Here is an 11,919-nt window from a genome sequence, read left to right as displayed (position 1 = left end):
TTTCCAAAATTAATTACATAATTATTTTTTTCTTTTACTATCTAAAGTCATCAATAATGCTGGAAGAAGTATTAAATTAGCAATCATTCCCATTAATAATGTAATGGCAATCAATGAACCAAGATAAACTGTTCCCTTAAAGTTGGAAACTGCAAAAATTCCAAAGCCAAAAAATAGAATAAAAGCAGTATAAAACATGCTAATTCCAGTGTACATTATAGTCTCTGTGATTGCTTCAGAAACTGTTTTACTATGATGCTTAATTTCGTCTTTATACTTTGTTAGGAAATAAATTGTTCCATCTGATGAAATCCCGAAAGCAATGCTAAATACCAAAATTGTAGTAGGTTTTAGCGGAATACCAAAGTAGCCCATCACCCCAGCAGTAATTATAAGAGGAATAATACTCGGAATCGTTGAAATAAGAATCATCCTTACATCAAAAAACTGAGTAGCCATAACGATGCAAATCAAAAATATAGCCCACATTGTGCTTTCAATCAGGTTTTGCAACAAATAGTCGTTTCCTTTCATAAAAACAACACCATTTCCTGTAATTTTAGCTTCAATTTGTTCTTCCTTTGGAAGCCATTGTTTGGCGTCTTTATCATAATTGAAAATAGTATCAATTTTTGGCTGTAATGTTTCAACCAATTGTCTTAATCGAACCGTTCCTGCATCACCACATTGGAAACTAACCCTCGTAAATTGTTTTGTGCTATCAATAAAAGGTGTTGCTAAATTTTCTTTTCCTTTAACAGTTCCTACATATTCAGCTAATTTTTGTAATTCTAAAGCACCAGGTAATTGAAAATATTTTGGGTCACCCCCACGATAACCTTGATAAACAAGTTTAATGGCTTCAACTAATGAAATTGGGTTGGTAAAATCATCATATTTAGCAAATTCTCTTTGCATAATTTTGATTTTATTCAAAACCTGTGGATTTAAAACGCCATTCTCTTTTTTTGTATCAATTACTACTTCAAACGGAACTATACCATGGAAATGTTTTTCTATGAATTTTAAATCTGAATAAATTGGGTCATTTTTAGGTAAATCATCAACAATATAACCAATGGCCTTTAATTGGGTCATACCAACGGTAAATACAACTGTTAGAATTCCAATAAACCAATATAAAACTGTGCGTTTAGTGTGAACAATGCGATTGACAAAACTCAAGAATTGAGTGATATTTTTGTTGTCTAGGTGACGAACATTCTTATCACTTGGAGCAGCACTATAACTAAATAAAATAGGAATTAATATTAATGAAATTGCCCAAGTTGACATCACACAAATGGATGCTACCAATCCAAATTCAAGTAAAAGAGGGCTTCCTGTGAAGTAAAATACAAAAAAACCAATAAAAGTAGTCACATTAGCTAAGAATGTAGCTTTACCGATTTTTTCAATCGAAACAGCTAACGCTCTCATTTTATCGCCATGTTTCAGAAATTCTTCTTGGTATTTATTGACCAAAAATATAGTATTCGGAATCCCGATAACAATAATCAATGGCGGAATGAGACCAGTCAAAATGGTGATTTTATAGCCAAAAAGTACAATATAGCCAACTGACCAAATGACAGATATTAGTACTAATAATGCCGCATATAAAACAGTTCTGAATGATCTCAAAAAGAGATAAAGAATACCAATTGTAACAATAAAAGCTAAGCCTAAAAATTTTATCATTTCAGCCGAAACTTTTGATATAAAATTAGTACGGATAAACGGCATTCCTGAAAAGTGCACTTTTATATTGTTTTTTTCTCCAAATTCTTCGGCAGCTGCCTGAATTTCTTTAGAAATCGTAATTCGACCTTTACTGTTTAGTTTTTTTTGATCGAAAGTTACAGCCATTAAATGAGCATTTCCTTCATTGCTATAAATGACACCTTTGTAAAAGGGTAATCGGTCAATTTTTGCTTTTAATGTATCTATTTCGGCTTGAGTTGTAGGGCGGGTTGCTACGAGTGGAGGAAAATTAAATTTTTTGTCAATGCTGTCTTTTTCAATACCAAATAGATTTGCGTTTGAAAGTACATTTTTTATTCCATCAATATTTTTTATTTTTTTACCTAAATCGTACCATTGATTAAATGTTTCGAGTTGATAAATTTTATCACTTTCAATGGCAATGACCATTACGTTTCCATCTTCTCCAAATCGTTTTTTAAAATCCTCGTAAATTTTAAAATTCTCATCACTTTTAGGTAAAATTCGGGCTAATTCGTAAGACATCGTAATTTTTGATGCCATAAAACCCATGAAAATTGTAGTAACGAAAAGAAGTGCGAGCCACGTTCTACGATTTTTTAATATTAGTTTAGAGAGATTATACCAGAACATAGAATCTTTTATCAGTGGTCAGAAAATTTATTGAAGGAAATTAACTAGGCTTTTTAATTCGCAAAAATACGTTTTTTTAAGCAGTTATTCTAAATAAAATAAACCAAATTATGAGGTAAAGCGTACCTAAAACAATTAATTTGAATATTATATATCAATCGACGAAGATACATTTTTTTGAATGTGCTTCTCAAGCAGTGCCATAGCTCCTTTAATTGGCAGCATTTGTTCATTCAAAATATTTCTTTCAATCAGTTTTATATTATCTTTTACATGTTGGTCTTCAAAAAATTGTGATTCAAGAAAATGTCTAATATAATCATACATCCACGCAAGATTTTGTTCTTGTCTATTTTTTTTCCAGTAACCATTTTCTTGCATTTGAATAGAAAAATTCATTATCACATGCCAAATTTCTGACAATCCAGTTTTTTCTAATGCCGAACAAGTTAGTACAGGTGGATACCAATTATTTTGAGTCGGAGGGTAAAGATGTAACGCATGCACATATTCCATTCGAGCATTATTTGCTTTTTGATTATTATCGCCATCGGCTTTTGTAATAGCCACAGCATCAGCCATTTCCATGATTCCACGTTTGATTCCTTGCAATTCATCGCCGGCCCCTGAAAGCATTAATAGCAAAAAGAAATCAACCATGCCTTTGACAACTGTTTCGGATTGTCCAACTCCAACGGTTTCTACAATGATAATTTCAAAGCCTGCAGCTTCGCAAAGCAACATGGTTTCTCTGGTTTTATTGGCTACCCCACCAAGTGTATTTCCTGATGGAGATGGACGAATGTATGCTTTTGAATCGTGAGCTAATTCTTCCATCCGAGTTTTATCGCCCATGATGCTACCTTTTGTTCGTTGGCTAGTTGGGTCAATGGCAAGGACGGCTATTTTTTTGTTTTGGGAAGTAATGAATTTTCCGAAAGATTCAATAAATGTACTTTTACCGACACCAGGAACACCCGTAATACCAATTCTGATGGCATTTCCTGTATTTGGTAAAACTCCTTCCAAAACTTTTTCTGCTAACTTTCGATCATTCGCTAATTGACTTTCTATCAAGGTAATAGCTCGACTCAAAATTATTCTATCTTGCAATAAAATGCCCTTGATATATTCCTCAACAGTCAGACGTTTTTGCATAAAAATTATATAATCTTGGATGATTTTATTATATTTGGAAAACAAAGATATTAAACAAATAATTATTCTTATTGATTTTTTAGGTAAACAAATTCTCACGCTTCACTTATAAAAAGTTAATCTTAACAAATTGTCTTAATCTGATATTTTTTATCTATGAAAATAGTAATTATTGGTGCAACAACTGGTATTGGTCGTTCTTTAGCCGAATTTTATGCTGCAAAAGATCATGAAATAGCCATCACAGGAAGAAGAACTGGTTTATTGGAAGAAATAAAAACAGCAAATACAACTTCCAAAATTCATATTCATGAAATGGACGTTTCTAAAACTGAGGCTTCTCGTGCGATTATGGACGAATTAGCAACGCTCATGGATGGTATTGATTTGGTAATTATCAATGCTGGAGTTGGTTTTGGAAAAGCAAGTTATCAACAAGAAATCGAAACCGTTGATGTAAATGCTCGAGGTTTTTTAGCTTTAGCAAATTGGTCATATTCTTATTTTGTTAAAAAAGGAGGTGGCCAAATAGTAGGAGTTTCATCTTTAGCCTCTTTAACTGGAAGTGCATATTCGCCCGAATACCATGCAACAAAAGCATTTATGGCAAATTATATGGCTGGTTTGAGAATGCGTTCTAGTAAATTTAAGCATCAAATTGTGGTCACCGATATTCGTCCTGGATTTGTCGATACGCCAATGACGAAACAAAATAAAGGGATGTTTTGGGTAGCAACGCCCGAAAAAGCAGCTAAACAGATTTATGAAGCAATTGAATCAAAAAAGAAAGTAGCTTATATTACAAAAAGATATATTTTGATTGCCATTTTACTCAAAATTTTACCTGAATGGATAATAGAAAAATTTTTCTAATTAGCATTTTTTAACTAAAAATAAAACATCTAAGCCCTGAAAACCTAAAAACATGAAAATTAAATTATTAACATTTTTATCAGTAATCATTCTTTTATCTTGTCAAAAAGATGAAACCAAGTCTATTTGTCGGCTCACTAAATTTGTTACAGAATATCCTGTAACAAGTATTATTCATCACGATTTGATATTTTTGAAAAATAATCGAATTGAGAAGATTTACAGTTATGATTTAAAGAATTTGAAAGATACTTCAGCAAGACAGCGAATATATTATGAATATAATTCATTAGGAAATGTATCGATTATTCGTGATGAATCAAATATTAATCGAATTATTAAATTTGAATTCATTTATGGAGCAAAACCTTATGCTGATAAAATTGTTCAAACAACAAGCGGTGTTGTTTCAAATGAAATAATTTTGGAGTTCGACTCTAAAAACAGGCCTACTGGTGCGGTTAGTTTAAATTTAGTTGGTCTAAATCGAACCATAGAATACGATGCTAATGGAAATCCGTTTAGAATCACCCGAGCAGATTTTGGAAGCCCAGCGACAGTAAATGAGCATACTTTTGATAATAAACGAAATTTCTTTGAAGGGATTCCAGATATTGGAGTTTATTGGCTACTTCGACCTTTGTACGGATTTATACCTTTTGGAAATAATAATATTATTTCAACCAAATATTATACGATACAAAATCGAGAATTTAAGGAAGTACCTGATTTGCGTACAATCAGAGAAACAAATTATAATGAAAATGGATTTCCAACTGAAATGACAATATTTCTTGAAAGCCAAGGGAAATCAACGACCAGTATTTCTAAATTTGAGTATAATTGTGAATAAAATTAACCTTGATTTTTTCTCAATAAGGCTTCTGCAACAATCATGTCTTCGGGAGTTGTGATTTTGATATTTTCATAATCACCTTCAATTAATGTAATTGTTTTTCCAGCAAACTCAAGCACACTTGCACAATCAGTGAAAAAGCTTTGTTCATCAACTTCAAATGCATTTTTCATGAGATTGATGTTGAAAGTTTGAGGAGTTTGAATAAGTTTGAGTTTAGTTCGGTCAATGGCAATGCTTTTTCCATCCAAACCAACTTCTCTAACTGAATCTTTTACCCAAACACTTGTTACAGCTGTGCCTTTTTCGGAAGCAACTTGAAAAGATTTTTGAATAATTTCAAGATTTACTAAAGGACGAACACCATCGTGAACTGCTACTAATCCATCAGTTTTAATTTGATTTAACCCATTTTTTACGGATTGGAATCGACTTGCACCACCTACAACAATTGTAAAGTTGTTACTAAATGCCTGAATTGTTTGATTTGATTGAGTAATTTCATACCAATAGTAAATATCATTTTTAGGGAGTACCACAATAAGCTGAATATCAGCTACTTGAAGAAATTTTTCAACGGTATGAAGTAATATCGGCTTACCATTCAAAGGTAAAAATTGCTTTGGAATCTCACTTTTCATTCTGCTTCCGCTTCCTCCAGCGACAATTATTGCATATTTTCTTTGATTATTTTCCACAGAATGAATGAAATTTGACATTTTTGCTTGAATATTATAAAAAAAAGCCCTCCCAATTTGGGAGGGTTATGAATTCTATTAGTCGTCTTATTACAAAATTAGCATTACATCACCATAAGTGAAAAATTTGTATTTTTCCTTGATGGCTTCTTGATAAGCTTGCATAATTAGTTCGTGTCCACCAAAAGCACAAGCGGTCATCAATAAAATTGATTCAGGCAAATGCAAATTTGTAAGCAATGCATTGGTGATTTTGAAATCAAATGGTGGGAAGATAAATTTATCTGTCCAACCATTATTGACAGGTTTTAAATGATTGCTTGCAGAAACAGAAGACTCAATGGCTTTCATAGCTGTCGTACCAATGGCACAAATTTTACCTTCTTTATCAATTGAGCTATTGACAATATCACAAGTACTTTCTGGAATAAAGAAATTTTCCGAATCTGTTTTATGTTTAGTCAAATCTTCCACATCAACTTGGCGGAAAGTGCCAATACCAATATGAAGTGTAATCGGACAAAATGAAGTCCCTTTCAATTCCATGCGGCGTTGCACATTTTTTGTAAAGTGCATTCCAGCAGTTGGAGCTGCAACTGCTCCTTCATTTTCTGCAAAAATTGTCTGATAACGTTCTCTATCTTCTTCTGTTACTGGACGTTTAATAATATCAATCGGTAGAGGAGTTTCGCCAAGTTCGTGAACAGCTTTCATCATTTCTTCGTGCGAACCATCAAATAAAAAACGAATTGTTCTACCACGAGAAGTTGTATTGTCAATTACTTCAGCCACTAAATCGCTATCTCCAAAATAAAGTTTATTACCAACACGAATTTTACGTGCAGGGTCAACTAAAACATCCCATAAACGCATTTCACGATTTAATTCACGTAGCAAAAAAACTTCAATTTTAGCACCAGTTTTTTCTTTTGAACCATATAATCTTGCAGGAAATACTTTTGTATTATTGACTACCATTGTGTCTTTTTCACCAAAGTAGTCAACAATGTCTTTAAACATTTTGTGCTCAATTTTTTGGGTTTTACGATTCACAACCATCATTCGACTACTATCACGTTGGTCATAAGGGTGCATCGCAATAAGACTATGCGGAAGGTCAAGCTTAAATTCTGAAAGTTTCATCTTAAATAATTCCCAATTCTGTTTTTTACAGAAGCTTTGTTAGATTTCATTCATGTTTTGGGGAGATTTTATCTGTCATGAAGAAATTTAGGCGAAGAAATATTACTCAACCTAATGCGTTATAGGATGCAAAGGTACAAAATCGAAATAGGGGGTGTCAAGTGTTTTTGGATAAATGTTTTGTATTTTTGAAAAACTTTAAGCATGAATAAATTAAATAGTGATTTTTCCTTTCAAAAAGAGTTTTCCTTGACCCGCCATTAATACTCTATCATTTTTTAAAGTACATTTCAAATAACCTTTTCTAGCAGAAATTTGCTCAGCTATCATTTCATTTTTACCTAATATTTTCGCCCAATAAGGCACTAATTTTGTATGAGCTGAACCAGTAACGGGGTCTTCATCAATTCCCGAACCAGGAGCGAAGAAGCGAGAAACAAAATCAATTTTCTTAGATTTTGCTTGAGCAGTTATGATAATTCCTCGTGCTTTTATGTTTTTTAATGCATTAAAATCTGGTGAAATTTGTTCAATATCATTCTCTGAAGTATAAACCAACATATAGTCATCCGATGCTCTGTATATTTCTTTAGGTTTTTTGCCAATACTTTCTATTAATTCTGCAGGAGCTTCCGATGGGAGTGTTTCTTGGAAAGGAAAGTCTAATTCAAGCCATTTATTTTCTTTTGTAACTTTCAAAATGCCACTTTTGGAGTCGAAAAGAATGGTGTCAAATTTTAATTTCAAGACATTAAAAATAACAAATGCGGTAGCTAAAGTAGCATGACCGCATAAATTGACCTCAATTGTAGGAGTAAACCAACGAATTTGGAATTGATTTTCATCACCATTTTCAATTGGGATAAAAAATGCAGTTTCCGAAAGGTTATTTTCCAAAGCTATTTTTTGCATTAAATCATCAGACAACCATTTTTTTAATGGAATGACTGCCGCTGGATTTCCTCCAAAAAGCTTAGTTGTAAAGGCGTCAACTTGATAAATTGCTAATTGCATGAAAATATAACTTTGGAGTTTTAATTTTTCTTTGAAATTAATTCTTGCTTAGTTAGAAATAACATTAAAAAAATTATGCTAACTAAAAAAATAATATTTCGAGAGTCAATTAAGCCTCTTCCCAATGATTCATAATGAAAACTTAGGCTTAAAAAATTTATATAATATTGAATAGTACCTGCAAAAACATTTGATAATTGATGAATGCCATCGTACAAAAAATAACATAAAACAGCTCCAATAATAAAGGCAACTATTTGATTATCAGTTAAAGATGAAGCCCATAAACCAATTGCAGCGAATGTTGCTCCAAGAAATAAAAGACCCAAGTAAGAACCAAAAATAGAAGCCGAATCAATATTTCCTTTTGGACTACCTAATTGATAAACAGAATAGTAGTACAATATTGTCGGTAAAATTGCGAAGCAAATCAATAGGAAAATCGCAAAGAATTTCCCTAAAATGATTTGCCATTCAGAAAGTGGTTTAGTGAAAAGCAATTCTATTGTACCACTTTTATACTCTTCTGAAAGTGCACGCATTGAAATGGCTGGAATCAAAAATATAAATACAAACGGCGTAAGCTGAAAGAAATTATTCAAATCAGCATAACCATAATCCAGTACATTTGAATCAAAGAACCACGTAAAAAGACCTACAATTACTAAAAAAACACCAATAACGATATAGGCAACCAACGAATTAAGAAAACTATTTAGTTCTTTTCTAAAAATTGTAAGCATTTCAAAAAGGGATTATTCAACGAATTTAAAATTCAAATTCGGGTTTTGAGTTTTTAACTATTGCTGAAACAATTAACGAAAAAACGAATCCAAACAATACATAACCAATAATTGTAAATAAAAATGTAAGTCCTGGCGTGGCGAATCTACTGGCAATTTCCATAGCTTGGTCAATCTGCTCTGAAGTCAAACCCTGAGCTTCCATTTGGTCCATTTGCATTTCACGCATTTGTTGCATAATGGTTGTATCAATAAAGTTTGTATAGATATAATTAAAAATAGAAGCAATTAGCCCAGTCACTGCACTTAAAAGCGTACCTACACCTAAACCTTCACTAAAACTCATAAATGCGTTATTCAAAGATTTGAACTCACGCATTGACATAATAATTGTAATTAATAATAAAATAAAAGGAATCCATGAAAGTGATGGCGTTTTGAAATAACCAGAAATATACAAACCAACAGTATATATGATAATTAATAACGCACTTATTATACCCCATTTTAGGGCTATTTTGGCTGTTGAAGGTTTTTCCATTTTTTTACAATAATAGGGTTAGGGTTTAATTTGAAAGTAAATTTAACGAAAAAACTATGAAATCGTAAATGTATGACGTCGAAAAATTATTGAGATGATTGTTATCGCTACAATACAAAGTTGTTTTTTTACAATCTCATCAACAAAAACATAACTTGCTGACGGTATTTCTTGGGCTTGTTTCAATAAAATATTATATTCTATTATTCCAAAATCCTTGATATGTGTGTCTTTAATTCGCTCAATTCCTTTAATGTTTTCTTGAACCCAAAGCAAAATTGATTGATTTTGACCGTAAGGTGCATCAATTAATTGGATAAAAAGGAAAAAAACTAATCCCGTTATAAAAGCTGCAATCAAATTAGTCATAAAACCTATCGAAAAGCCTTCAGTAAAAGTAAGAATCCCTAAATTATTGGCTCTGTAAGTCCAAGTCGCTACAATAATAAAGATAATATTGATACCAAAAGCAGGTACTTTATAGCGTCCAAAAGGGCTTTTATGTAAACCATAATATTGAATTAGGGCTACAATAATACAAATGCAAGCTGCCAAAGCACCGTAAATGAGCGAATATTTTAAGATTTTACTTTTTAACATTTTTTATAGAAAATAAAAGAAATCAATATTAATCATTGATATGAATTTGTCCTTTGTTGATTATTGCGATACTTTTTCCAATCAATGTTTTTTCGATAAATGGAGAGTTTTTTGATTTGGATTTAATGTTTTTTGAGGTATATTCCCATTTTTGAGTTGGGTCAAAAATAGTGAGATTTGCCTTTTCTCCTTCATTAATTTTGACAATTGGTAAACGTAATAACTTTCTAGGGTTGATTGTAAGTTTCTCAATCAATGTTTCAGTAGAAAGTTTACTTGAATTATTGGCTACTGAGAATGTAGTTTCAAGTCCAATAATGCCAAAGTCAGCCATGTCAAATTCAAGATTTTTTGATTCTTCGTCTTGTGGATTATGGTCTGAAACGATTACGTCAATTGTTCCATCTGAAAGACCTTTTTGCAATGCTTCAATATCACTTTGACTTCTAAACGGAGGATTCACTTTTAAGTTTGTATCAAAATTGTGTAAATCTTTGTCAGTAAATACTAATTGATGAGCTGCAATATCACAACTAATTGGCAGACCTTTTGCTTTTGCTTGACGAATCAATTCAACCGATTGCTTTGTAGAAATCGTCGAAAAATGTAAGCAACTATTCATTTTATCAGTTGGATTTGAGCCAACAAAATATTCCAAAAGTTTTAAGTCTCGCATTATCATCAGCTCTTCAGCAGTTGAAGGAATACCTTTCATTCCGAGCAAAGTACTTTCTATTCCTTCGTGCATCTGTCCAAAAATAGTCATTGATGGCTCTTCGGGACGATTCATTAAAAGGGCATCAATTGGAGCTAAATATTGCAATGTTTTCAATAAAATATCAGCATTCCAAAGCGTATGGTCACCATCTGTAAAAGCAACAGCACCTGCTTGAAAAAGGTCAAGCATTTCTGTGAAATCTTTTCCTTCGCAGTTTTTTGTGATTGCTCCTGTAGGATAAATATTAATGATTTTATTTAATGAAAAGTTTTTAATATAAGCAATGGCTTCCTTGGTTTGGACTACTGGCTTTGAATTTGGTAAAGTCACTATTTCTGTGAAACCGCCTGCCATAGCCGCATTTGTTAGTGTATTTAGGTCTTCTTTTGATTCGTAACCTGGGTCCTTTGGCGAAACTCTCATATCAATCCAACCTGCTGATACGTGTAAGTTTTCGCCTGAAATTGTTTGGTTGGCAACTTTTGAGATATTATCAGCTATTTCTGTAATGATACCATTTTCTACAAAAATATCTTTTTTTTGACCATTGAAAGTAGAATTACTATCAATTATTGTAACAGATTTTAATAAAATATTCATTATCTTGATATAAATATCAGGTGTGTTTTTCTACAAAAAATCAAAAAAAATGCCCTTGTAAGGGCATTTTTTTTGGTATTATATTGTTTGATAATTCATGGCTTAAATAATATTTTGATAAGCGGCTGAATCCATTAATGCGTCAACTTCAGCAAGGTCAGAAACCTCAATTTTTACCATCCAACCTTCGCCATAAGGGTCATTGTTTACCAATTCGGGTGCATTTGACAAAGCTTGGTTTACTTCCAGAATTTTTCCTGAAACAGGTAAGAATAAATCAGAAACGGTTTTTACAGCCTCAACAGTACCAAATATTTCATTTGCAGCGAATGTCTGTCCAACTGTTTCGATTTCTACAAATACAATATCACCTAATTCGCTTTGAGCAAAATCAGTAATACCGATTACCGCAATATTTCCTTCGGTAATTCTTAACCATTCGTGTTCGCTTGTATAGCGTAAGTCAGCAGGAAAATTCATTATTGATGAAAGTTTTATTATTTCGCTGCAAGTTACAGCAAATGTTGGAAAAATAGAAAAAAAGTAACTTAAAAAGTTTTTGAATTAGATGGTTTCTACTCACAAAAGCTTTTTAAGTTTTTATTTTTAATGACTGA

At 32.1% G+C, this 11,919-nt stretch carries 12 protein-coding genes; 2 read left to right on the top strand and 10 right to left on the bottom strand.

All coding sequences use genetic code 11. The annotated features are described in order from the left end of the window. Nucleotides 1-21: 21 nt before the first annotated feature. Entirely contained in the window at nucleotides 22-2,268 is a 2,247-nt protein-coding gene (locus MJQ71_RS06850; RefSeq protein ID WP_238805756.1) for an efflux RND transporter permease subunit, read from the bottom strand. A gap of 237 nt (nucleotides 2,269-2,505) precedes the next feature. Beyond that, a complete protein-coding gene (gene meaB, locus MJQ71_RS06845) occupies nucleotides 2,506-3,516 on the bottom strand; it encodes a methylmalonyl Co-A mutase-associated GTPase MeaB (protein ID WP_238805754.1) in 1,011 nt (336 codons plus the stop codon). Between the two features lie 156 nt (nucleotides 3,517-3,672). Between meaB and MJQ71_RS06840 the strand changes: the two genes are divergently transcribed. Beyond that, nucleotides 3,673-4,389 (top strand): SDR family NAD(P)-dependent oxidoreductase, encoded by a 717-nt coding sequence (locus MJQ71_RS06840; RefSeq protein ID WP_238805753.1) that lies wholly within the window; start codon nucleotides 3,673-3,675, stop codon nucleotides 4,387-4,389. 52 nt (nucleotides 4,390-4,441) lie between these two features. Further along, entirely contained in the window at nucleotides 4,442-5,242 is an 801-nt protein-coding gene (locus MJQ71_RS06835) for a hypothetical protein (RefSeq protein ID WP_238805752.1), read from the top strand. A 2-nt stretch (nucleotides 5,243-5,244) separates the two neighbouring features. On the opposite strand, the gene MJQ71_RS06830 is transcribed toward MJQ71_RS06835, so the two are convergent. The 8 genes from MJQ71_RS06830 to gcvH all read right to left on the bottom strand — a co-directional run bounded on the left by MJQ71_RS06830 (nucleotide 5,245) and on the right by gcvH (nucleotide 11,782). Then, entirely contained in the window at nucleotides 5,245-5,964 is a 720-nt protein-coding gene (locus MJQ71_RS06830; protein ID WP_238805751.1) for a 2-C-methyl-D-erythritol 4-phosphate cytidylyltransferase, read from the bottom strand. A gap of 69 nt (nucleotides 5,965-6,033) precedes the next feature. Then, nucleotides 6,034-7,086, bottom strand: coding sequence for a tRNA preQ1(34) S-adenosylmethionine ribosyltransferase-isomerase QueA (gene queA, locus MJQ71_RS06825; RefSeq protein WP_238805750.1), 1,053 nt, complete (start codon nucleotides 7,084-7,086; stop codon nucleotides 6,034-6,036). Between the two features lie 213 nt (nucleotides 7,087-7,299). Next, nucleotides 7,300-8,100: a PhzF family protein gene (locus MJQ71_RS06820; protein ID WP_238805748.1), complete on the bottom strand. Its 801-nt coding sequence runs from the start codon at nucleotides 8,098-8,100 to the stop codon at nucleotides 7,300-7,302. A gap of 20 nt (nucleotides 8,101-8,120) precedes the next feature. Next, nucleotides 8,121-8,843 carry a gliding motility-associated ABC transporter permease subunit GldF gene (gene gldF / locus MJQ71_RS06815; RefSeq protein ID WP_238805746.1) on the bottom strand — a complete coding sequence of 241 codons (723 nt, stop codon included), beginning with the start codon at nucleotides 8,841-8,843 and terminating at the stop codon, nucleotides 8,121-8,123. Between the two features lie 25 nt (nucleotides 8,844-8,868). After that, on the bottom strand, nucleotides 8,869-9,384 hold the full coding sequence (locus MJQ71_RS06810) for a DUF4199 domain-containing protein (protein ID WP_238805745.1): 516 nt from the start codon (nucleotides 9,382-9,384) through the stop codon (nucleotides 8,869-8,871). 54 nt (nucleotides 9,385-9,438) lie between these two features. Beyond that, nucleotides 9,439-9,984: a DUF4199 domain-containing protein gene (locus tag MJQ71_RS06805; RefSeq protein ID WP_238805744.1), complete on the bottom strand. Its 546-nt coding sequence runs from the start codon at nucleotides 9,982-9,984 to the stop codon at nucleotides 9,439-9,441. Between the two features lie 28 nt (nucleotides 9,985-10,012). Further along, nucleotides 10,013-11,302 carry a dihydroorotase gene (locus MJQ71_RS06800; protein WP_238805743.1) on the bottom strand — a complete coding sequence of 430 codons (1,290 nt, stop codon included), beginning with the start codon at nucleotides 11,300-11,302 and terminating at the stop codon, nucleotides 10,013-10,015. 102 nt (nucleotides 11,303-11,404) lie between these two features. Continuing rightward, the gene (gene gcvH / locus MJQ71_RS06795; RefSeq protein WP_238805742.1) at nucleotides 11,405-11,782 is read right to left on the bottom strand and encodes a glycine cleavage system protein GcvH; all 378 of its coding nucleotides are present in this window, start codon (nucleotides 11,780-11,782) and stop codon (nucleotides 11,405-11,407) included. Nucleotides 11,783-11,919 lie beyond the last annotated feature (137 nt).

The sequence above is a fragment of the Emticicia aquatica genome (genome assembly GCF_923079645.1).
Classification (GTDB): Bacteria; Bacteroidota; Bacteroidia; order Cytophagales; family Spirosomataceae; genus Emticicia; species Emticicia aquatica.
This window is presented reverse-complemented; position numbering and strand designations above follow the sequence as displayed.

Bases quoted from the DNA above. Each gene is read 5' to 3' on its own strand.
- MJQ71_RS06850 (WP_238805756.1), bottom strand. From the start codon at position 2,268: ATGGCATCAAAAATTACGATGTCTTACGAATTAGCCCGAATTTTACCT.
- meaB (WP_238805754.1), bottom strand. From the start codon at position 3,516: ATGCAAAAACGTCTGACTGTTGAGGAATATATCAAGGGCATTTTATTG.
- MJQ71_RS06840 (WP_238805753.1), top strand. From the start codon at position 3,673: ATGAAAATAGTAATTATTGGTGCAACAACTGGTATTGGTCGTTCTTTA.
- MJQ71_RS06835 (WP_238805752.1), top strand. From the start codon at position 4,442: ATGAAAATTAAATTATTAACATTTTTATCAGTAATCATTCTTTTATCT.
- MJQ71_RS06830 (WP_238805751.1), bottom strand. From the start codon at position 5,964: ATGTCAAATTTCATTCATTCTGTGGAAAATAATCAAAGAAAATATGCA.
- queA (WP_238805750.1), bottom strand. From the start codon at position 7,086: ATGAAACTTTCAGAATTTAAGCTTGACCTTCCGCATAGTCTTATTGCG.
- MJQ71_RS06820 (WP_238805748.1), bottom strand. From the start codon at position 8,100: ATGCAATTAGCAATTTATCAAGTTGACGCCTTTACAACTAAGCTTTTT.
- gldF (WP_238805746.1), bottom strand. From the start codon at position 8,843: ATGCTTACAATTTTTAGAAAAGAACTAAATAGTTTTCTTAATTCGTTG.
- MJQ71_RS06810 (WP_238805745.1), bottom strand. From the start codon at position 9,384: ATGGAAAAACCTTCAACAGCCAAAATAGCCCTAAAATGGGGTATAATA.
- MJQ71_RS06805 (WP_238805744.1), bottom strand. From the start codon at position 9,984: ATGTTAAAAAGTAAAATCTTAAAATATTCGCTCATTTACGGTGCTTTG.
- MJQ71_RS06800 (WP_238805743.1), bottom strand. From the start codon at position 11,302: ATGAATATTTTATTAAAATCTGTTACAATAATTGATAGTAATTCTACT.
- gcvH (WP_238805742.1), bottom strand. From the start codon at position 11,782: ATGAATTTTCCTGCTGACTTACGCTATACAAGCGAACACGAATGGTTA.